The sequence below is a fragment of the Luteimonas sp. J29 genome, assembly GCF_000472505.1.
GTDB lineage: Bacteria > Pseudomonadota > Gammaproteobacteria > Xanthomonadales > Xanthomonadaceae > Luteimonas.
The window spans coordinates 133,134-154,112 of record NZ_AWZR01000002.1; the positions used below are offsets into that span (position 1 = coordinate 133,134).

Annotated in this window: 19 protein-coding genes; 4 read left to right on the plus strand and 15 right to left on the minus strand. The window is 72.3% G+C overall.

Annotated elements, in window-relative coordinates; translation table 11 throughout:
• Nucleotide 1 precedes the first annotated feature (1 nt).
• From LUTJ29_RS15990 to LUTJ29_RS0103505, 5 genes are all read right to left on the minus strand, one after another.
• Nucleotides 2-1,009 carry an ABC transporter ATP-binding protein gene (locus LUTJ29_RS15990; RefSeq protein ID WP_198012651.1) on the minus strand — a complete coding sequence of 336 codons (1,008 nt, stop codon included), beginning with the start codon at nt 1,007-1,009 and terminating at the stop codon, nt 2-4.
• Complete coding sequence (locus LUTJ29_RS0103490) at nt 1,006-2,709, minus strand: iron ABC transporter permease (protein WP_084524604.1); 1,704 nt, start codon at nt 2,707-2,709, stop codon at nt 1,006-1,008. The genes LUTJ29_RS15990 and LUTJ29_RS0103490 overlap by 4 nt, the downstream gene beginning before the upstream one ends.
• A gap of 53 nt (nt 2,710-2,762) precedes the next feature.
• Nucleotides 2,763-3,839 carry a Fe(3+) ABC transporter substrate-binding protein gene (locus tag LUTJ29_RS0103495; protein WP_084524606.1) on the minus strand — a complete coding sequence of 359 codons (1,077 nt, stop codon included), beginning with the start codon at nt 3,837-3,839 and terminating at the stop codon, nt 2,763-2,765.
• A 110-nt stretch (nt 3,840-3,949) separates the two neighbouring features.
• On the minus strand, nt 3,950-4,984 hold the full coding sequence (gene queA / locus LUTJ29_RS0103500) for a tRNA preQ1(34) S-adenosylmethionine ribosyltransferase-isomerase QueA (RefSeq protein WP_027071334.1): 1,035 nt from the start codon (nt 4,982-4,984) through the stop codon (nt 3,950-3,952).
• Between the two features lie 488 nt (nt 4,985-5,472).
• Nucleotides 5,473-5,904 (minus strand): Lrp/AsnC family transcriptional regulator, encoded by a 432-nt coding sequence (locus LUTJ29_RS0103505; protein ID WP_027071335.1) that lies wholly within the window; start codon nt 5,902-5,904, stop codon nt 5,473-5,475.
• 173 nt (nt 5,905-6,077) lie between these two features.
• Here LUTJ29_RS0103505 and LUTJ29_RS0103510 point away from each other — a divergent pair, with 173 nt between their 5' ends.
• Nucleotides 6,078-7,574 (plus strand): aminotransferase class III-fold pyridoxal phosphate-dependent enzyme, encoded by a 1,497-nt coding sequence (locus tag LUTJ29_RS0103510; protein ID WP_027071336.1) that lies wholly within the window; start codon nt 6,078-6,080, stop codon nt 7,572-7,574.
• A gap of 25 nt (nt 7,575-7,599) precedes the next feature.
• On the opposite strand, the gene LUTJ29_RS0103515 is transcribed toward LUTJ29_RS0103510, so the two are convergent.
• Both LUTJ29_RS0103515 and LUTJ29_RS0103520 read right to left on the minus strand, forming a co-directional pair.
• Nucleotides 7,600-8,736, minus strand: coding sequence for a phytase (locus LUTJ29_RS0103515; RefSeq protein ID WP_051322665.1), 1,137 nt, complete (start codon nt 8,734-8,736; stop codon nt 7,600-7,602).
• A 39-nt stretch (nt 8,737-8,775) separates the two neighbouring features.
• A complete protein-coding gene (locus LUTJ29_RS0103520) occupies nt 8,776-11,334 on the minus strand; it encodes a TonB-dependent receptor (protein ID WP_027071338.1) in 2,559 nt (852 codons plus the stop codon).
• A 138-nt stretch (nt 11,335-11,472) separates the two neighbouring features.
• On the opposite strand from LUTJ29_RS0103520, the gene upp reads away from it, so the two are divergent.
• Complete coding sequence (upp, locus tag LUTJ29_RS0103525; protein WP_027071339.1) at nt 11,473-12,105, plus strand: uracil phosphoribosyltransferase; 633 nt, start codon at nt 11,473-11,475, stop codon at nt 12,103-12,105.
• Between the two features lie 22 nt (nt 12,106-12,127).
• On the opposite strand, the gene LUTJ29_RS0103530 is transcribed toward upp, so the two are convergent.
• Nucleotides 12,128-13,825, minus strand: a complete 1,698-nt coding sequence (locus tag LUTJ29_RS0103530; RefSeq protein WP_232221151.1) for a glycoside hydrolase family 9 protein — start codon at nt 13,823-13,825, stop codon at nt 12,128-12,130.
• 482 nt (nt 13,826-14,307) lie between these two features.
• On the opposite strand from LUTJ29_RS0103530, the gene LUTJ29_RS17990 reads away from it, so the two are divergent.
• Nucleotides 14,308-14,688 (plus strand): helix-turn-helix transcriptional regulator, encoded by a 381-nt coding sequence (locus LUTJ29_RS17990; RefSeq protein ID WP_051322667.1) that lies wholly within the window; start codon nt 14,308-14,310, stop codon nt 14,686-14,688.
• A gap of 7 nt (nt 14,689-14,695) precedes the next feature.
• Here LUTJ29_RS17990 and LUTJ29_RS0103540 read toward each other — a convergent pair whose 3' ends face one another.
• The 7 genes from LUTJ29_RS0103540 to rsmD all read right to left on the minus strand — a co-directional run bounded on the left by LUTJ29_RS0103540 (nt 14,696) and on the right by rsmD (nt 19,788).
• Nucleotides 14,696-15,097: an MAPEG family protein gene (locus LUTJ29_RS0103540; protein WP_027071341.1), complete on the minus strand. Its 402-nt coding sequence runs from the start codon at nt 15,095-15,097 to the stop codon at nt 14,696-14,698.
• The gene (locus LUTJ29_RS0103545; protein ID WP_027071342.1) at nt 15,094-15,996 is read right to left on the minus strand and encodes an MBL fold metallo-hydrolase; all 903 of its coding nucleotides are present in this window, start codon (nt 15,994-15,996) and stop codon (nt 15,094-15,096) included. The genes LUTJ29_RS0103540 and LUTJ29_RS0103545 overlap by 4 nt, the downstream gene beginning before the upstream one ends.
• Before the next feature lie 10 nt (nt 15,997-16,006).
• Nucleotides 16,007-17,758: a gamma-glutamyltransferase gene (ggt, locus tag LUTJ29_RS0103550; protein WP_027071343.1), complete on the minus strand. Its 1,752-nt coding sequence runs from the start codon at nt 17,756-17,758 to the stop codon at nt 16,007-16,009.
• Nucleotides 17,755-18,009 carry a YfhL family 4Fe-4S dicluster ferredoxin gene (locus LUTJ29_RS0103555; protein WP_027071344.1) on the minus strand — a complete coding sequence of 85 codons (255 nt, stop codon included), beginning with the start codon at nt 18,007-18,009 and terminating at the stop codon, nt 17,755-17,757. The genes ggt and LUTJ29_RS0103555 overlap by 4 nt, the downstream gene beginning before the upstream one ends.
• Nucleotides 18,010-18,128: 119 nt before the next feature.
• Entirely contained in the window at nt 18,129-18,614 is a 486-nt protein-coding gene (locus LUTJ29_RS0103560) for a hypothetical protein (RefSeq protein ID WP_027071345.1), read from the minus strand.
• A 37-nt stretch (nt 18,615-18,651) separates the two neighbouring features.
• The gene (gene coaD, locus LUTJ29_RS0103565; protein WP_027071346.1) at nt 18,652-19,155 is read right to left on the minus strand and encodes a pantetheine-phosphate adenylyltransferase; all 504 of its coding nucleotides are present in this window, start codon (nt 19,153-19,155) and stop codon (nt 18,652-18,654) included.
• 69 nt (nt 19,156-19,224) lie between these two features.
• Nucleotides 19,225-19,788: a 16S rRNA (guanine(966)-N(2))-methyltransferase RsmD gene (gene rsmD, locus LUTJ29_RS0103570; RefSeq protein ID WP_027071347.1), complete on the minus strand. Its 564-nt coding sequence runs from the start codon at nt 19,786-19,788 to the stop codon at nt 19,225-19,227.
• A 130-nt stretch (nt 19,789-19,918) separates the two neighbouring features.
• Here rsmD and LUTJ29_RS0103575 point away from each other — a divergent pair, with 130 nt between their 5' ends.
• Nucleotides 19,919-20,935, plus strand: coding sequence for an Ldh family oxidoreductase (locus LUTJ29_RS0103575; RefSeq protein ID WP_027071348.1), 1,017 nt, complete (start codon nt 19,919-19,921; stop codon nt 20,933-20,935).
• Nucleotides 20,936-20,979 lie beyond the last annotated feature (44 nt).

The following is a 20,979-nucleotide window of genomic DNA, read 5'->3' on the forward strand; positions in this document are numbered from 1 at the left end:
GCTACGGGAAGCGGACCAGTCCGTCCTCCTCCAGGCGCATCGCCAGGGTCGAACCCGGCGCCTGGTCGGTATCCGCGGGCAGGTCGACCTCGACCACGTCGCCGCCATCCAGGCGCAGCAACGCCACCTTGCCGGGGCCGCGGAAGCTCACCGACACCACCTCGGCGCGGATGCGGCCGGCGGGGTCGGGCCGCAGCCGGTCGGGACGCAGCAGCACCCGGCCGCCGCCCGCGAGCCCCAGCGCGGCGGCCGCCAGCACCCGGCCGCGACCGATGAAGCCGGCCACGAACGGATCGCAGGGGCGCGTGTACAGGGTCGGCGCATCGGCCCACTGCAGGATCCGGCCACGGTCCATCACCCCGATCGCATCGGCCATCGCGAACGCCTCGGCCTGGTCGTGGGTGACCAGCAGGGCGGTGGTGCCGGTGGCCCGCAGGATCGCGCGCAGTTCGGCGGCCAGGTGTTCGCGGGTGTCGACGTCGAGGTTGGAGAACGGCTCGTCGAGCAGCAGCAGCGACGGCGACGGCGCCAGCGCGCGCGCCAGCGCCACCCGCTGCTGCTGGCCGCCGGACAGCTCGTGCGGCCACGCGTCGGCGCGGTCCGACAGGCCGACCAGCGCCAGCACCTCGGCCACGCGCGCCGCGCGCGCGCGCCGCGACCGGCGCGACAGTCCGAAGCCGACGTTGCCGGCCACGTCCAGGTGCGGGAACAGCGCGTAGTCCTGGAACATCATCCCGATCCCGCGCCGCTCCGGCGGCACGGTCGTGCCCGGCGACGAGAGCACCGCACCGTCCAGCACCACGCTGCCGGCCTGCACCGGCTCGAATCCGGCGATCGCGCGCAGCACCGTGGTCTTGCCGCAGCCGGAGGGGCCGAGCAGGCAGCCGATCGCGCCGCCGCCGAGCGCGAGCGACAGTCCGTCCACGACCACCCGCGGGCCGCCGGGGGCCGGGTACGCCACCCGGATCCCGCGCAGCTCCAGCATCGGCGCCTGCGCGTCGCCGTTCACCGCACCACCCCCCCGCGTCCGTACGCGAGCCCGGTCCGCGCGAGCAGGATCACCGGCAGCAGGCCGGCCAGCACGATCAGCAGCGCGGCCACCGCGCCATCCTCGTAGGCGCCGCGCGCGGCGTCGGCGTACAGCCAGGTCGCCAGGGTCTCGAAGTTCAGCGGGCGCAGCAGCAGGGTCGCCGGCAGTTCCTTCATCGCATCGACGAACACGAGCAGGGCCGCCGCCGCCAGCGCCGGCCGCAGCAGCGGCAGGTGCACCCGGCGCAGCATCCTGCCCGGCCCATCGCCGAGTCCGCGCGCGGCCTGGTCGAGCGACGGCGGAATGCGCGCCAGCCCGGCCTCGATGCCGCCGGCGGACATGGTCGTGAAGCGCAGCACGTAAGCGAGCACCAGCGCCCAGGACGAGCCCATCAACAGCAGCCGGGGTTCGATGCCAAACCCGCCCAGCACGCGGCCGGCGGCGGCATCGAACCCGCCCATCGGCACGAGCAGCCCGATCGCCAGCACCGTGCCGGGGACCGCGTAGCCGAGACTGCCCAGGCGCAGCGCGGCCGCGGCCGGGCGCGGCCGGCGGCGGCCCTGCGCCAGGCGCAGGGCCCAGGCCAGCACCAGGCCGGCGGCCATCGTCGCGACGGTCGCGAGCGCGGCCACCCGCAGCGTGTTCCAGGCGCTCGTCCACAGCGTGGGCGACACGCCGGCGCCCGGCCCCAGCCGCTGCCAGGTCTCGGCCACGAGGTAGGCGGTCGGGGCCGCGAAGCCCACCAGCACCGGCAGCGCGGCCAGCGCGAACGCCAGCCACGCCGCGCCGCCCCGCAGGCGCCGGCGCTGCATCGGCCGCGGCCGCGACGTGGTGGCGTAGCGCTGGCGCCGGCGACCGTGCCGCTCCAGCGCGATCAGGCCCACCACCAGCACCAGCATCGCCAGCGCGATCTGGGCGGCGCCGGGCAGGTCGCTGCGCGAGATCCAGGTGGTGTAGACCGAGACCGTGAGCGTCTGCACGCCGAGGAACTCCGAGGCGCCGATGTCGTTGAGCGTCTCCAGCAGCGCGAGCGCGGCGCCGACCGCGATCGCCGGGCGCGCCAGCGGCAGGGCCACGCGGGCGAACAGCGCCGCGCCGCCGGTGCCCAGGCTGCGCCCGGCCTCGAGCAGGCTCGCGGCCTGGGTCATGAACATCGCACGGGTGGTCATGTACACGTAGGGGTACAGCACGAAGCCCAGCAGCACGATGCAGCCGGCAAGGCCGCGGATGTCGGGCAGGCGGAAATCGCGCGGCCCCTCGAACCCGAGCAGCGTGCGCAGCGCACCCTGCACCGGGCCCAGCGGATGCAGCAGGTCGAGGTAGGCGTAGGCGACGATGTAGGTCGGCACCGCCAGCGGCAGCAGCAGCGCCCAGGCCAGCATGCTGCGCCCCGGGAACTCGTAGGCGGTGACCAGCCACGCCGCGCCGGTGCCGATCGCCACCACCAGCGCGCCCACGCCGAGCAGCAGCAGCGCCGTGTTCCACGCCGCGCGCGGCAGCACGTTGGCGACGACGTGCGACCACAGGCCGTCGCTGCCCTGCGCCGCGGTCCATCCCAGCGCGAGCAGCGGCAGCACCACCAGCGCCGCGATCGCGAACGCGGCCAGCAGCCAGCCATCCGGGCGCGGCCGGGCCGATGGGATGGATGCAGCAGCGTCGGCGGTGGCGATGGCGCTCATGTCGGCGTCGGCAACGGGTGGCCGGCGGGCGCCGGCCTGCCTGTGCGCGATCGTCAGTGGTCGAAGCCCACCCTGTCGACGAGTTCGCTGGCCTCGCGGCGGCGCCTGGCCACTTCGGTGAGCGGCAGCGCATCGACCTTCATCGCGCCGAAGCCGGCCACCACCGGGTCGAGCTCCACGCCCGCCTTCACCGGGTACTCGTAGTTGGCGCGCGCGTACAGGCTCTGCGCCTCGTCGGAGACCAGGTACTCGAGCAGCTTCACCGCGTTGTCGCGGTTGGGCGCGTGCCTGGCGACGGCGGCGCCGCTGATGTTGACGTGGGTGCCGCCGTCCGCGGCGCTGGCGAAGGTCGGGCGGATCACCCGGATCGCCTCGCCCCACTGGTGCTGCTCGCTGCCCGGCTCGGCGTTCTTCATCCGGCCCACGTAATAGGCGTTGGCGATGCCGATGTCGCAGATGCCGGCGAGGATGTCGCGGGCCACGTCGCGGTCGCCGCCGGCGGCCTTGCGCGCGAGGTTGGCCTTGACCCCGCGCAGCCACTGCTCGGTCCGCTCCACGCCGGCGTGGGCGATCATGGCCGCGATCAGGCTCGTGTTGTACGGGTGCTGGCCGGAGCGGATGCACACCCGCCCCTTCCACTTCGGATCGGCCAGTTCCTCGTAGGTGAACGCGTCGAGGTCCAGGGCCTTGTCGGCGTACAGCACCCGGTCGCGCAGCGACAGCGCGAACCAGTGGCCGTCGCCGCCGCGCAGGTGCGCAGGGATCGCCTCCTCCAGCACCCGGGACCGGATCGCCTGGGTCTGGCCGTTGTCGACCAGGTCGAGCAGGTTGCCGGTGTCCACGGTCATCAGCACGTCGGCCGGCGACCGCTCGCCTTCGGCGCGCACGCGCTCGAGCAGGCCGTCGCGCACGAACACCGTGTTGACCCGGATCCCGGTGGAGGCGGTGAATGCATCGAGCAGCGGCTGGACCAGGCCCGGTTCGCGCGTGGTGTAGAGGTTGACCTCGCCGGCGTCGGCGGGCGCGGCGCCCGGGCCGTCGGCCGGCGCCGGCCCGCCGTTGCGCCCGCAGGCGGCCAGCAACAGCAGGGCTGCGGTCGCGGCCACGCGGACGGCGTGAATTGGGGGCATCGGGTCGCTCCTGTGCATTGGGTGGCCGGCGGCACCGGCGCGGAAATGAGAATTGTACTCATCCGCGTCCGGCGCGGCACCCGCGCCAGCGGAACGGGAGGTTGCGTCGTTCAGTCGAAGGCGTCGCCCAGCAGCAGCATCGCGTCGCCGTAGGAAAAGAACCGGTAGCGCTCGCGCACCGCGTGCGTGTACGCGGCCAGGATGCGCTCGCGCCCGGCGAAGGCGGACACCAGCATCAGCAGGGTCGATTCGGGCAGGTGGAAGTTGGTCAGCAGCGCATCCACGCTGCCGATCCGGTAGCCGGGGAAGATGAAGATCGAGGTCTCGCCCGAAAACGGGTGCAGTTCGCCGTCCACCGTCGCGCTTTCCAGCGCGCGAACCACCGTCGTGCCGACCGCCACGACCCGACCGCCCGCCTCGCGCGTACGCCGCACCTGCGACACCAGCGCCGCGCCGACGTTGAGCCATTCGCTGTGCATGGCGTGCTGGTGCAGGTCCTCGCTGCGCACCGGCTGGAAGGTGCCGGCGCCCACGTGCAGGGTGACGTGGCCGAACCCGATCCCGCGCGCGCGCAGGTCGGCGAGCAGCGGTTCGTCGAAATGGAGGCCCGCCGTGGGCGCGGCGACGGCGCCGGCCTCGCGCGCGAACACGGTCTGGTAGCGCTCGGCGTCGTCGCGGCCGGGCTCGCGGCGGATGTAGGGCGGCAGCGGCAGGCGCCCGGCTTCGAGCAGCCAGGATTCGAGCGCGGCGCCGACCTCGAACTGCAGGTCATAGAAGCCGCCCTCGCGGGCGAGCACCACCGCGCTGCCGCCGGCGTCGATCGCGATGCGCGCGCCGGGCTTCGGCGGCTTGCTGGCGCCGAGCTGGGCGCGCGCGCGGTTGCCCGGCAACAGGCGCTCGACCAGGATCTCGACCCGGCCGCCCGTGTCCTTCTGCCCGAACAGCCTCGCCGGGATCACGCGCGTGTCGTTGAACACCAGCAGGTCGCCCGGCCGCAGCCAGTCGCCCAGCTGGCGAATGCGCGCATCCACCGGCGGCGCCTGGCCGGGCGGAAGCACCAGCATCCGGCTGCCAGAGCGCTCGGGCAGCGGCTCCTGCGCGATCAGCTCCAGCGGCAGTTCGTAGTGGAAGTCGGACTTCTTCATCGGGGAATTGTAGGGCGGCGGCCGTTCGCCGGCCCCCCTCCCAGCCTCCCCCCGCAAGCGGGGGGAGGGGCGACGGGGCACCCGCGGCCGCAAATCCGCCTCGACTTTCCGACGCCCCCCCCAGACAGCACCGCTTGCCCGCAGGGGACCCGCCCCGACCGCGCGCCATCCGCTCCTCCCTCCGCTTGCGGGGAGGCCGGGAGGGGGGGCATGCGCAGCACCGACCATCTTCGTCAGGGAGCCTGCCCCCACCCCACCGCTTGCTCCGCAAGCGGTTCCCCCTCCCCCGCGGGCAGGGGAGGGGCACATGCGACGCGCCATCCGCTCCTCCCCCCGTTTGCGGGGGAGGCCGGGAGGGGGCACGCGCAGCACCGATCAGCTTCGCCACGGAGCCTGCCCCCACCCCACCGCTTGCTTCGCAAGCGGTTCCACCCTCCCCCGCGGGCGGGGGAGGGGCGGTGGTGTCCTTCGCCTGCGGCGAAGGACGCTTACCTTTCGAACTTGGTGGAGAGGATCACCGCGGAGGTGGTGCGCTCCACGCCGTCGACCGCGCCAATGCGGTCGGTGAGCTCGTCCATGTCACCCACGGTCGGCACCACGCCCATGGCCACCAGGTCGTGCGCGCCGCTCACCGAATGCAGGCTGCGCACCTCAGGCATCGCGTGCAGCGCCTGGACCACCGCCGGCATCTGCTTGGGCAGCACGGTAATCAGGATGTGGGCGCGGATGTGGTTGCGCTCGACGTCCTCGTTCACGCGCACGGTGTAGCCGCGGATCACGCCATCGCGCTCGAGCCGGTCGATCCGGCTCTGCACCGTGGTGCGCGACAGCCCCAGCCGGCGGGCGATCTCGGCAGTCGAGGCACGGGCGTTCTCGCGCAGCGCCGACAGCAGCTGCAGGTCGGCCGGGGTGATCTTCATGAATCGTCCAGAACCTTCGTCGATATGCCGAAATCATACTGAATTTTGCTCGGATCGGCCCTGTCATGCGACGAACAGGCCCCCGATAATTGGAATCCAATGCCGCTTGCTGGCCTCCCGCCCGACGACGCCGGCCCACCGGCGGCAGCGGCCCCACTTCCGGAGGAACGCCGATGTCCGTGACCGATGCCCTCGCCCCCCTGCGCGCCCACGGCGGCCAGCGCCGCACCACCGGCCTGGACGACGCCACCATCGATCGCATGGCGGCGGGCCACCCGGAGCTGCGCGAGGCGATCGATGCCGCCGTGGCCGAGCACCGGCGCATCCGCGACGGCTTTGCCGACCTGCTCGAACTGGACGAGCCGGCGCAGATCCAGGCAGTGCAGGCCGGCTACGTCAACTTCTACGCGACCGACGCGGTCAATCCGTACGTGGCCCTGACCGCGCGCGGACCGTGGATCGTGACCCTCAAGGGCGCGGTGGTCCACGACTCGGGCGGCTACGGCATGCTCGGCCTCGGCCACGCGCCGCCGGCCGTGCTCGAAGCGATGGCCCGGCCGCAGGCGATGGCCAACGTGATGACGCCGAGCCTGTCGCAGCTGCGCTTCGACCGCGCCATGCGCCGCGAGATCGGGCACAGCATCGGCGGTTGCCCGTTCTCGCACTTCCTGTGCCTGAACTCCGGCTCCGAGGCGGTGGGCCTGGCGGCGCGCATCGCCGACGTCAACACCCGGCTGATGACCGATCCGGGCGCGCGCCACGCCGGCGCGACGGTCAAGCGGATCGTGGTCAAGGGCAGCTTCCACGGCCGCACCGAGCGGCCCGCGCTGTACTCCGATTCCACCCGCAAGACCTACCTGCAGCACCTGGCCAGCTTCCGCGGCGAGGATTCGCTCATCGCGATCACGCCTTACGACGTCGATGCGCTGCGCCGCGCGTTCGCCGACGCCGAGGCCAACGGCTGGTTCGTCGAGGCGGTGTTCCTCGAGCCGGTGATGGGCGAGGGCGACCCCGGTCGCGCCCTGCCGCGCGCGTTCTACGACGCGGCGCGCGAGCTGACCAGGGCGCACGGCTCGCTGCTGCTGGTCGATTCGATCCAGGCCGGCCTGCGCGCCCACGGCGTGCTGTCGATCGTCGACTACCCGGGCTTCGAGGGCATCGAGGCGCCGGACATGGAAACCTATTCCAAGGCGCTCAACGCGGGCCAGTATCCGCTGTCGGTGCTGGCGGTGACCGAGCGCGCCGCGGGCCTGTACCGCACGGGCGTATACGGGAACACGATGACCACCAATCCGCGCGCCCTGGACGTGGCCTGCGCGGTGCTCGACCAGCTCACCCCGGAGCTGCGCGCCAACATCCGCGAGCGCGGGCGCGAGGCGGTGGAGCGGCTGCAGGCGCTGCAAGCCGGGCTCGACGGCCTGATCACCGGGGTCCAGGGCACCGGCCTGCTGTTTTCCTGCGAACTCACCCCGCAGTTCAAGTGCTACGGCGCCGATTCGACCGAGGAGTGGCTGCGCGAGCACGGCATTGGCGTGATCCACGGCGGCGCCAACTCGCTGCGCTTCACTCCGCGCTTCGAAACCACGTCCGACGAACTCGAACTGCTGGTGTCCATGGTCGGCCGCGCCCTGCGCGAGGGGCCGCGGCGCGACCGCGACACGGCGGCCTGAGGCCCGCCGGCGGCCACCGGCGCGCTCAGTCCGTCTCGCAGGCAGGCAGCGACAGTGCGTCGGCGATGTCGCGCCAGTCGAACGCCACTACGCCCTGGTCGTCGTGCACCGCGTACAGCACGCCCTGGGGAAAGCGCGCGCTCGCCGCCTGGTGCAGCCAGATGCCGTCGGTGTTGGCGACCATGCGGCCGGTCACCGCACCGGCGTGGTCGAGCGTGGCGCGGTCGAACAGGTGGAACACGGTGCGGCCCTTGCCCTGCTCGGTGGTGATCCACCAGCCGGCGCCATCCGCGCACTCCTTGAGCATGATGCCCTCCGACTGCGCCCGGAACACGTCGCCGCCGATGGTGCGCCCGGAGAAGTTGCCCTCCAGGTCGTACACCTTGAGCTCGTTGGCGTAGGTCTCGTCCTCCTCGGCGATCAACAGCCGGCCGTGGAGCGGATCGCCCCAGATGGACTCCACGACCCGCAACGCACCGCGCTCGCTCGTGTCGCCGAAGGCCGATACCAGCTGCGCCCGGTAGCCCGCGCCATCGCGCTTGACCAGGTAGCGCTTCACGCGCCGGTCCAGACCGGACAGCGGCGGCACGATGTCCTCGCCCCCGGCGTCTTCGCCGGCCATGTAGGCATCGGTGACGTAGAGCTCGTAGCCCGCGTCGACCGGGTTCACCCACAGGCCGTAGGGCTTGGCCAGGTCTTCCCCGGCGAAGCTGGTCACGTGGGTGAACCCGGGCAATCGCAGGGCCTGCACGCGGCGGTTGTCGCGCTCGACCACGAACACCAGATCGTCGACCACCGCGACGCCGTTGGGACGGTCGAACTCGCCCGCGCCCGTGCCCGGGCCGCCGACGGTGCGCAGCGTCTGCCCGGTGTGCCCGTCGTACACCACGAGCCGGTCGGTCGCCTTCGCGGTGGCGATCACCCAGACCCCGCCGTCGGGCGCACTCCACGCCGCCACCGAATCGATGTTGTCGTCCGGCGTCATCGCGCTGCGGAACGCTTCGGCGACGACCGGGATGTCGCGCGCCTGTCCGCTGCGCGGCGTATCGGCCCGTGCGTCCGGCGGGCCGGCCTCCGCCGCGTCCGGCCCGCCCGAACAGGCGGCCAGCGCGAGCACGAGTAGCGATGCACACGCATGCGAAGATGGGAATCTGGACGTCATGGTGCTTCTCCGGTGGATGCGGCCGGCGCGTCGCGCGCGTCAGAACCGCAGCTTCATGCCGACCGCATAGCTGCGGCCATAGAGTTCGTGCTGCAGCGTGGAGGCCGGGGATCCCTGGTAGAGCTCCAGCGGCTCGTCGAGCAGGTTGGACGCCTCGAAGTACAGGCTCCAACGCCCGCCCACGGCATAGTCCAGGCGGAAATCGAGCTGGGTGTTGGGCGCCACCCGGATGTCGTAGCGGCGATCGTCGCCGATCTCCTCCAGGTACTCGCTGCGGTACACGGCGGCCAGGCGGGCGCTGACGCGATGGTTCTCCCAGCCCAGGTGCGCGCTGTACAGCCGCTCGGACGAACGCGGTAGCGTAAAGGCCTCACCGGCGCGGTCCGGGATCCCGGCGACGAACTCGGTGTCGAGCCAGGTGCCGCTCAGGCCGATCAGCAGGCCGCTCCAGGGCCCTGGCAGAAAGTCGAGCTTCTGTTGCCAGTTCAACTCGACGCCCAGCACCTTCGCGTCCTCGCCGTTGACCGGCAGGCCCACGTCGTAGCCCGGGAAGTCCGGATGGCGATTGGTCCGGGTCTCGACGATGTAGCCGTCGATCGACTTGTGGAAGAGGCCGGCGGAGAAGAGGCCCGACGCGCCGATGTAGCGCTCCAGCGACAGGTCGATGTTGGTCGACTCGTAGGGGTCGAGCCGCGGGTTGCCCAGGCTGGCCTCCTCGTCGTCGCGGTTGATGCTGGCGCGCGGGGAGATGTCGCCGAAGCCCGGCCGGGCGATGGTCCTGGTCAGGGCGCCGCGCAGCACCCAGTCGCCGTCGGTGTCGTAGCGCAGGTGCAGGCCCGGCAGCACGCTGGTGTAGGAACTCCGGCCGGACGACGGGCTGGCGGACAGCACGCCGTCCCCGTCCAGGTCCACGCTCCAGCCGGTGGCCTCGAACCGCGTCCGCTCGACCCGGGTACCGGCGATCACGCGCAACCTGCCCACGTCCACCGTCGCCATCAGGTAGCCGGCCAGCACGTCCTCGCTCGCGACGTAGTCTTCGACCAGCGACACCAGCGTGTTCCCGGCCACGTCCTGGGGGCGCGCGCTGAAGCCGTCGCGGTGGTCGCGCAGCCATTGCCGCATCGCCCGCGACGACAGGCCCTCGCCGAACACGCCATGCCGGAAGGACGGCGCGGGCGTGGTCCAGTCGTCCGGGTCGATGTCGGGCCCGCGGCGGAACTCGGCCTCGTCCACGTCCACGTCGCGGTCGCGCCAGCGCCCGAGCAGGCCGGCCTTCCAGGTCGCCGCCTCGCCGGTCCAGGTAAAGTCGAACTTCGCGCTCAGCGCCTCGTCGTCCACCTGCTTGGGCGCCACGACCAGGCGATCGAGGCCATAACCGGCGTTGCGCAGCCAGCCGTCGCCACCGGCGGGGTCGATCACGTCGAAGGACGGGATCGCCCCCGGGCCGAGGCGGATCGCCATGTCCTCCCCGCCCAGGTACTCGAAGCGCATCTCGACCTCGTCGTCCACCCGCTCGCGCACCCTGGTGTAGCCCAGCTGGTAGTCGAACCGCGCGCGGCCGACGCGGTTCATGCCGCCGGCGCTGGCGGTGAAGGTGTGCTCTTCCTTGGTGCGGTAGCGCAGGCGGCGGCTGAAGTCGTCGGCCGCGATGTTCTCCACCTGCCAGCTGTCGCCGTCGTAGCCGGCGATGTCGCCCTCGCCCAGCGGGATGATGTTGCGCTGGCGGGTCTCGGCGTCGGTGAAGTCGGTGTACAGGGTGCGCAGGTAGTACCTGCGGTCACTGTCCGGGCGCCAGTCCAGGTTGAGGTTCAGCCCGGTGCGCTCGCGGTTGATGGTGTACTTGCGCTGCTGCAGCTCCAGCGGCAGCAGGCGGCCGCCGGCGACGTCCGCGAACTGGTCGTCGTACTCGATCTCGACGTTGTCCGATTCGTAGTCGCGGTCCTGCCAGCTGATGCCGAAGACGACGCCGACGGTCCCGCCATAGACGTCGCTGAAGTTGAACGCCGCCTTGGGGCTGGTCTCCCCGCTGAGGTTCTGGTGGCTGGCCTCGGCCTTGAGCCGCATGCTGCGGCCGTCGCGGTCGAAGGCCGATGCCGACTCGACCATGATCGTTCCGCCCAGCGAATCCCCCGGCATGTCCGGGGTGGCTGCCTTGACCACGGTGAGGCGCTCGGTGGATTCGGAGGGGATCACGTCCAGCGGCGCGGCCCGGCTGCCGTCCTCCGGCGTGCCCATGCCGATGCCGTCGACGGTCACCGAATTCAGGGCCGCGTCCAGGCCGCGGATGACGACGTAGCGGCCCTCGCCCTGGTCGCGGGTGACGCTCACGCCGGGCAGGCGCGAGAGCGACTCGCCGACGTTCTGGTCCGGGTACTGGCCCATCGAGTCGGCCGACACGCCGTCCTGGATCGCGTCGCTCGAACGCTTGGCATCCACCGCCCGGAGCTGGGACTCGTACTGCGCGCGCACCACCATCGTGTCGAGGTCGACGGGGGACGGGCCGGGCATCGGGGGAGCCGCGTCCCGGGCGAAGCCGGCGGAGGCGCAGGATGCCAGCACGAGGGCGATGGCGAGGTGGAGCGGGTGGCGGCGCGACATGGGCGGCGGGACCGGGGAAGCGGGAAACGCTGCGCACGCTATGTCCGCCCGGTTTCAGCTGCGTGACAGCGCGCCCGCCGCCTTCCCGGGCCATCATGGATCGGTCACACTTCGAGCGCCCACGTGCGTGCCACCGACATGACCGCGATCGAAGTCCGCCATCCCCTCGTCCAGCACAAGCTCGGCCTGCTGCGCGATGCCTCGCTGAGCACCAAGTCGTTCCGCGAACTGGTGACCGAGCTGGGCACCCTGCTCGCCTACGAGGCCACCGCCGACCTCGAGACCGAAACCGCCACCACCACCGGCTGGGCCGGCCCGGTGCAGGTGCGCCGCATCGCCGGCGCCAAGATCACCCTGGTGCCGATCCTGCGCGCGGGCCTGGGCATGCTGCCCGGCGTGCTGGCGCTGATCCCGGCGGCGAAGGTCAGCGTGGTCGGCCTGCAGCGCGACGAACAGACGCTGCAGCCGGTGCCCTACTTCGAACGCCTGACCGGCCGGCTGGACGAGCGCGACGCACTGATCCTCGACCCGATGCTCGCCACCGGCGGCACCCTGGTCGCGACCATCGACATGCTCAAGCGCGCCGGCGCGCGGCGGATCAAGGGCATCTTCCTGGTCGCCGCGCCCGAGGGCCTGCGCCGGCTGGAGGCCGCGCACCCGGACGTCGAGGTCTACACCGCCGCGATCGACGCGCGGCTCGACGAGCACGGCTACATCCTGCCGGGCCTGGGCGACGCCGGCGACCGCATCTTCGGCACCCGGGTGGGCTGAGGCCGCCCGCGCCGGGCGCGCGTCAGCGCCCCGGCGTCAGCACGCTCACCGCCGCGGCCATGTACACCAGCGGCGCGTTCCAGTTGATCGCGACCTCGTTGCTGGCGTAGCTGCATTCGTGGTCGATCCACGACAGCGCGGGCAGCGACGAGGGATACGCCACGCCCTCGCAGTCGCGCAGGTCCTGCTGGCGCGGGTTGGGTCCGCCCGACAGCAGTCCCGGCACCGGGTCGTCGATGCCGTCGGCCTGCGACGGCCGGTGGTGGATGTTGCGCGGCGTGCGCAGGCCATGGCCGGTGACGAACGACACGCCCAGCGGATTGCGCCCGAGCACGTAGTCGAGCTGCGACTGGGCGGCGTCGAGCAGTGCGGGCTCGCCGGTGAGGCGGTAACCCTGGACCATCACCAGGCCCTGGTTGAGCGCCTGCGCGCTGCTGCCCCAGACGAAGTCCTCCGGCTGCATTGCCAGGCGCCAGGGCGAGTGCTGCGCGCGCGAAGCCAGCGCCCGCGCCAGCCCGGCCACGGCGTCCGCCACGCGGGCGCGCCATGCCTCGTCCGGCAGGCGCTCGCGGTGCCGCGCGAGCGTGCCCCACGCCAGTGCGCCCACGTCCGCCCACGATGGCACCACGGGCTCGGCGGCGTGGCGCTCGAAGGCCTGCAGGTAGCGTTCGTCCCCAGTCAGAACGAACAGCTCGGCCGCGGCCCAGGCGAACTCGTCGTCGAGCTTGCCGTCGCCATAGGCGCCGGTGAAGACGTCGTCCGGCTGGCGGTACGGCACATCCGGATGGGCCTGCGCCCACTCCCACGCGCGCTCCGCCGCGGCGCGCATGCGCGCCGGCAGTCCCGGGAACTGCGCGTCGAACGGCGCGTACACGCGCGCGGCCTGCGCCATCACCGCGGCGAAGTCGAGCGCGGCCGCGGTGCTCTTCTGCACCACGTAGCGGCGCTCGCGCGCCTGGTCCGGCATCACGATCGGGTCGAATCGCAGGTTGGTGAGCTTGTGGTAAACGCCGCCGTCCGCCGGATCCTGCATCGCCAGCATCCAGCGCAGGTTCCACCATGCCTCGTCGAGCAGGTCCGGAACCGCGTTTCCGCTCTCGGGGATGCCGAGGTCGCGGTCGCGGAACCAGCCAGGGAAATCCTCCCAGGCAGCCAGCAGCGTGTGCGTGGTGATGCCCGAGTTCACCACGTACTTGTTGTAGTCGCCGGCGTCGTACCAGCCACCGGGCGCGGAGATCACGCTGCCCGCGGGCCGCCCGGCACTGGCGGCGGACGGATGGATCTCCACCTCGAGGTCGGGGTGGCCGGCTGGCCGCGCATAGTCGCCAGCGTGCTCCGGCGCCAGCGCCGTGCCGGAGCGACTGAAGTAGTAGGCCTTGAGTGCGGCGTCGGCCAGTTCCGCGTACACGCCCGGCGCGACGGCAAAAGCATCGGACACGCCTGCCCCTACCTGCAGCCGGTAGCGTCCGGGGGCGCGCAGCGCGCCGAGATCGACGGCCGCCGCCGGCCGCCCCGACGCGGGCCAGTGCCTGGCCGCCGGCACGACGCCCTCCAGGACCACGGTGCCGTCGTCTTCGCGCAACACCTGGAAGGGCACGCGCTCCGCGCCCTCGACCACGGCGAGCTTGCCCGCGTCGGGCAGGAACCCGAGCTGGTTCAGGTGGATGGCGGGACGGACGACGGACGCCTCGGGGAAGACGGTCGTGGCCGCGGCAGGCAGCGCGGCAAGCAGGATGATTCCCGGAAGAAGTCGGGACACGGAGCGGGCCTCCAGGCGGGACGGCCCTGATGCTGGCGGCATCCGGCGCCGCCTGCAAGGCGGAGCCGCTCGTGGCAGGGAAACGACCCGACGGGGGACGGGACCGGTCCGGTTGGGTCGACGGACAAGCCGCCGACCCAACCAAACCTGCGCTTGCTTCCAGCGTTTCCCTGCGGCACTGCTCCTATGACTCCGGTCCCTGGAGCCGACGCGACCACACGCGGCCTACCCTCGCCCATGTCCGCGGGACACGCAATGGGCCGGGGATCCCAAAAGCAGTCAGTATTGCTGACGTGTTCAAAATATGTCCAAATGGAATCGGGACTTGTGGAATTTTGACAACGAAGCTGGACAAGCGTTGCCAGAATTACTGACACGTCAATATCACTGTCGCAGGCGACACCCGGCCGGTGCGGAGCACCACGAGGCAGGCAGGAGAGACGATGAAAATCAGCACCCGCATCCGCACCGCCCGGGTCCGCGTGGGCATGTCCCAGGCCGACCTGGCAGCCGCCCTCGGCGTCAGCCGCAGCGCCGTGGCCAACTGGGAGAGCGCCAAGGGGCGGGTCTATCCGTCCACGGAACGGCTGGCCGAGCTCGCCGTCGCGACCGGCGTGTCCTACGAATGGCTGGCGACCGGCCGGGGTACCCCGCATGCGCCCAGCGACGGCATTCCCGCCGCCGACGCCGAGTTCGTCGACGATCCGGTCGAACGCCGGCTGCTGGAAGCGTTCCGCGCCTGCAGCGAGCAGTTCCGCCAGGCGATCCTGACCGTGATCGAGGCCCAGGCGCCGCAGCGCCAGCGCCGGCAGCGGCCGGCCTGACCGGCACTCAGAGCGCGTACGGCACCAGGAAGCGCCACAGCCCCGCCAGGGCCTCGGCCACCAGCACCACCATGGTGAGCAGGGCGCCGCTGAAACGCCCGAACGAATAGCCCGGCGAGCTGCCCAGGCCGACCGCGTGCAGCACCCGTCCGAGCAGCAGCACCAGGCCGAGGGCCCACAGCAGCGCTGCCGGCAGGCCGGACAGCTCGAGCAGCGCCAGCATCAGCAGCGCCAGCGGCACGTATTCGGCGAAGTTGCCGTGCACGCGCATGCGAAGCGACAGCGCCTCGTCGCCGCCGCTGCCCACGCCGACGCGCGCCGCGCGCCTGCGTCCGACCACGCGCAGGCTCAGCGCCACGAACATCAGCGCGTGCAGCGAGGCGATGAACAGGGTGATGCGCGGGATCATGCCACCCCCTCCCCGCCCAGCGGCCGCGCGGCCAGCCGGGCGAACGCATGGGCGGCGACGAAGCGCCCGGTTTCGTCGCGGCCCAGCTGCACCAGCGCGGTGTCCGGGTCGTGGGTCAGGAACAGGTGCACGTTGCGCCTCAGCTTGTCCTCGAGGAAGGCCTGCTTCTCGTCGACCAGCAGCTCCGGGCTGCGGTCGTAGCCCATGGTGATCGGCACGTGGATCCAGGGCACGCCGGGCACCAGGTCGGCACAGAACACCACGCCGCCGTGGGGCTCGCCGTCGCGCAGGTCCGGGCCGCGGATCTCGGCCAGCATCATGCCCGGGGTGTGGCCGTCGCTCCAGTGCAGCCGCACCGCATCGCCCAGCGACGGCGCGCGGTCCCGGTCGACCAGCTCCAGCCGCCCGCTGGCCTCCAGCAGGCGGGGCAGGTCCGGGATGTAGCTGGCACGGTCGCGTGGATGCGGGCGCAGGGCGCGCTCCCACTGGCGCCGCCCGACCACGAAGGTCGCGTTGGGGAACAGCAGCTCCGGCTCGCGGCCGGCCTGCCACGGCGCCAGCAGGCCGCCGGCATGGTCGAAATGCAGGTGGCTGAGCACCACCACGTCGACGTCGCCGTGTTCGAACCCGGCCGCGCGCAGGGAATCCAGCAGCACGTGGTGCGACTCGGCGACGCCGTAGCGCTCGCGCATGCGCGGGTCGAAGAACGCGCCGATGCCGGTCTCGAACAGCACCACCTTGCCGTTGAGCGGCGTGGCCAGCAGGCCGCGCGTGGCCAGCTGGATGCGGTTGGCGTCGTCGGGCGTGGCCCAGCGCGCCCACAGCGCGCGCGGCGCGTTGCCGAACATCGAACCGCCGTCGAGCCGCTGCGAATTGCCTTCGATCGACCAGAGCTTCATCGCCGCCCCGTCACTCGCGCACGCCGCGCGGTGCGTCCATCGCCTCGACCAGGGCGCGCCCGACCGGATTGCGCGGGTCGGAGCCGCCGTGCAGCGTGTTGTCCGTCCGTCGCCATTCGACCGTCTGCAGGTTGCCCCAGACGTGGCTGGAGCCGCGCCCGCCGTCGGCCTCGTCGCCCGGCAGCTGCAGCTCGTGGCCGAGCGCACGCAGGCCCTGCGCCACGTCCGGCGGGAACGCCCCGCTCTCGGCCTCGATCCGGTCCGGCACCCACTGGTGGTGGTAGCGCGGCAGCGCGGCCACCGCCTGCGCGTCCAGACCCGCGTCGTAGCCGAGGATCCCCAGCAGCACCATCGTGATGATGCGCGAACCGCCCGGCGTGCCCAGCACGGCCACGCGGTCGGGCGACACCAGGAACGTCGGTGTCATGGAACTGAGCATGCGCTTGCCCGGCGCAGGCGCGTTGGCTTCGTAGCCCATCACGCCGAAGGCATTGGGCGTGCCGGGCCGAAGCGCGAAGTCGTCCATCTCGTTGTTGAGCAGCACCCCGGTCCCGGGCGGCACCAGGCCCGAACCGTAGAGCAGGTTCACCGTCTGGGTCACCGCGGCGCGGTTGCCCTGTGCGTCGATGATCGAGAAGTGGGTGGTCTCCTCGTCCTCGAGCGGGGTCGCCTCGCCGGAGAGCAGGTCGCTGGGCGTGGCGCGCGCAGGGTTGATCGTGGCGCGCAGGCCGGCGGCGTAGTCGCGGCTGGTGAGCAGGCGCTGCGGCACCTTCACGAAGTCGGGATCGCCGAGGTGGAAGGTGCGGTCGCGGAAGGCGCGGCGCATCGCCTCCACCACCAGGTGGGTCCGCTGCACCTGGTCGAGCTTGGCCAGGTCCCAGCCCTCCAGGATCTGCAGCATCTGCGCCAGCGCGATGCCGCCCGAGGACGGCGGCGGCGCGGTGACGACGTCCCAGTCGCGATAGCGGAACCGGATCGGCTCGCGCTCCCGGACGGTGTAGGCGGCCAGTTCCTCCAGCGTCCACTGCCCGCCCTCGGCGTTCACGCCGGCGACCAGCTTCGCGGCCACTTCTCCGCGATAGAACCCGTCGTAGCCGCGCTCGGCGAGGAGTTCGAGCGTGCGCGCCAGGTCCGGCTGGCGGAACAGTTCGCCCTCGCGCGGCGGCGCGCCGCCGGCCAGGAACACCTCGCGGGTGCCGGGATAGCGCTCCATCACCTCGCGCCGCATCTGGTAGCCGCGGGCCATGCGTTCGTACACCGGGAAGCCTTCGCGCGCGATGCGGATCGCGGGCGCCAGCGACACCGACAGCGGCAGCTCGCCGTACTTGCCCGACACGTGCACCAGCGCCGCCGGCAGCCCGGGGATGCCCGCCGACCAGGGCCCGTTGATGGCGCGGTCGCGGTCGAAGCCGCCGTCGGCGGCGAGGTAGCGCTCCCGGGTGGCGGATGCGGGCGAAGTCTCGCGCGCATCGACGAACACGTCGCGGCCGCTGCGCGCGTCGTGCAGCAGGAAGAAGCCGCCGCCGCCCAGGCCCGAGGAGATCGGCTCGACCACCGCCAGCACCGCCGAGACCGTGACCGCGGCGTCGAACGCGTTGCCGCCCGCGCGCAGGGTCTCGAACCCGGCTTCGGTGGCCAGCGCGTGCGCGGACGCGATGGCGGCGCCGGGCGGGCGCGCCTCGGGCGCGGCCGCCGCCAGGGCGGACAGGGGCGCGACCAGCAGCAGCCACGCGGCCAGGACGACGGTCGACAATCGCTTCATGCGGACTCCTGCTGCAAGCGGCGCAGCTTGGCCAGCAGCTGCGGCTCGCTTTCGGGATGTTCGGGATCGGGGTCGATGCACTCGACCGGGCACACGGCCACGCACTGCGGCTCGTCGAAATGGCCGACGCATTCGGTGCACAGCGCCGGGTCGATCACGTAGATCGTTTCGCCCTGCGAAATCGCCCGGTTCGGGCATACCGGCTCGCAGACGTCGCAGTTGACGCAGAGCTCGTTGATCTTCAGGGCCATGCGCGCATTGTACGCGCCGCCCGGGCGGGAACCGTTCCATCGCTGGAAAGGCGGCTCCCGCACGCCCCCCGCGGGGGCATGGGGAAGGCCGCGCCCGCCGGGCGGGCGCGACCGGGGGCTTACTTCGCCTCGACGAACACGTACTCGACGCCGGCCGGCTCGACCACCGCCTTGACGCGTTCGTTGTTGGCGGCGTCGCCGATGTACACCACGCGCACGCCCTTCATGGTGTCCGGCGGGACCTGCTCGAAGGCCGCCACCACCAGGTCGGCGGTCCTGGTCGGATCCAGTCCCGCGTAGGCGAGGATGTTGCCCTTGACGATGCCGCGCGCGACGTCGAGCTTGGCCTTGTCGAGCAGGCGGTTGTACTCCTCGGGATCGTCCGGGTTGTCGGTCGCCGGCACGCGGTACACGTAGGGCTGGTTGGTGATGCCCTCCATGTGGCGCGGGATCTGGTCGTTGAGGTAGGCCTGCCACGCCGCCTTGTCGTCGGTGGTCGGGGCCGGCACCGGCGCCTTCTCGACCACGACCGCTTCCTCCTTCTTGCAGGCCGCGAGCGGCAGCACCAGGCACGCGGCCAGCGCCAGGGTCTTCATCAGTTTCATGGTGGTACTCCCGTTCTAGAGATGTGGAACGACGAAATCAGCCGGGCTCGCGCCGCCATTCGGCCTGCAGCGCCTCGGCCACCGCGGCCGGGACGAAGCCCGACACGTCGCCGCCGAGCCGCGAGATCTCCCGCACCAGCGACGAGGAAATGAACCCGTACTCCTCGGCCGGGGTCAGGAACAGGGTCTCGACCTCGGGGATCAGGTGGCGGTTCATGCTCGCCATCTGGAACTCGTACTCGAAGTCGGACACCGCGCGCAGCCCGCGCAGCAGGATGCCGCCGCCCATCTTGCGCACGAAGTCGGCGAGCAGGGTCTCGAACGGATGCACCTCGACGTTCGGGTATTCCGCCAGCGCCTCGCGCGCAAGCCGCACGCGCAGGTCCAGCGGCAGCGTCGGGCGCTTGCTCGGGCTCGCGGCCACGCCGAGCACCAGTCGCTCGAACAGCGGGGCGGCGCGATGCACCAGGTCGATATGGCCGTTGGTGATCGGGTCGAACGTGCCGGGATAGACCGCGGTACGGGTGCGGGCCGGACTCATGGATTCGCTTGGCGTCGCCGCTGCAGGTGTCGGGGTCCGGGCCAGTGTAGCAGCGCCGCGCGACGCTGTTCAGCCTCCCCGGCGGTAGAGCGCGTGGCGCGCGTGGCGGGTCGCGCCCTCGCGGTGCAGGCGCCAGCCTTCCGGCGGATGCATGCTGCGCCGCAACGGCGATTCCACGTACAGCCAGGCGGCCTCGCCCAGCCAGGGATCGAGGTGCGCGATCGCCGCGTCCCAGAGTCCGTCGTCGAACGGCGGGTCGACGAAGGCAAGGTCGAAGCGCTCCCCGGTCGGCGCGCGCAGGAACGCCAGCGCGTCGGCGTGCACGATCCTCGCGGCCCCGCCGCCCTCCAGGCGGCCGGCGACGGCACGCAGGCACTCGCACCTTCGCCGGTCACGTTCGACCAGCACGGCCTCCTTCGCGCCACGCGAGAGCGCCTCCAGCCCGAGCGCGCCGCTGCCGGCGAACAGGTCGAGCACGCGTGCGCCCGGCAGCATCGGCTGGAGCCAGTTGAACAGCGTTTCCCGCGCCCGGTCGGACGTGGGACGCAGGCCGGGCGCGTCTTCCACCGGCAGTCGCGTGTTGCGCCACTTGCCGCCAATGATCCGCACCTGCCCTTTCGCGTGGTTCGCCATGCGCGCATTGTGCAACGAGCCGCGCGTTCCGCGTCATTCCGGCACAAACCGCGGTGCGGGCTTCACCTCCCGCGGAGGATGGGCAATAGTCCCCTGCCCTTCCCGCCGTCAATCCAACAGGTGGTCGCAGATGAACGATTCCGTCGCCCTCACGCTGGACGAGGCCGCGGCCCTGGTGTCATCGATCCTGGCGAAGGCCGGCTTCAGCGAAGGGCACGTGCGCACCCTGACCTGGCTGATGGTGTCCGGCGAGCGCGACGGCTGCGCCGCGCACGGCCTCTACCGCACGCTGGTGTGCGTGCATTCGCTGCGCTCGGGCAAGGTCGTGGGCGACGCGGAGCCGCAGGTCCACGACCAGGCACCGGCGATCGTGCGCGTCGACGCGCGCGGCGGGTTCTCGCTGCTCGCGTTCGAGGCCGGCCTGCCGCTGCTGGCGCAGAAGGCGCGCACGCAGGGACTGGCGGCGATGGCGATCAACCACTGCGTGCACTTCTCCGCACTGTGGCCCGAGATCGAACGCCTCACCGACATGGGCCTGGTCGCGTTGGCCTGCAATCCCAGCCATGCCTGGGTCGCTCCCGCCGGCGGCCGCGTGCCGCTGCTTGGGACCAATCCGATCGCTTTCGGCTGGCCGCGCAGGGGCGCACCCCCCTACGTCTTCGATTTCGCGACCAGCGCCGTGGCGCGCGGCGAGATCGAACTGCGGCGCCGTGCCGGCGAAGCCATCCCCGAGGGCTGGGGCGTCGACGCACAGGGCAATGCCACCACCGACCCGGCGCAGGTCCTCGACGGCGGCGCGATGCTCACCTTCGGCGGCCACAAGGGCTCGGCGCTGTCGACGATGATCGAACTGATCGCCGGCCCGCTGATCGGCGACCTGACCAGCCTCGAATCGCTGCGCCACGACGACGGCGCCGGCGCCTCGCCCTACCACGGCGAACTGGTGCTGGCCATGGATCCGCACCGCTTCCTTGGGGACCGCGCGGAGGAACACCTGGCCCGGGCCGGGGCCTTCCTCGACGCCTTCGACGGCACCGGCGCGCGCCTGCCCTCGCAGCGCCGCTACCAGGCACGCCGGCGCAGCCTGGCCGAAGGCGTCCGGATCCCGGCGCAGCTGCACGCGGACCTGCTCGCGCTGCTCGACTGACCCGGCCATGCCGCCTCCCGGACCGCCGGAGGCGGGCGGCCGAC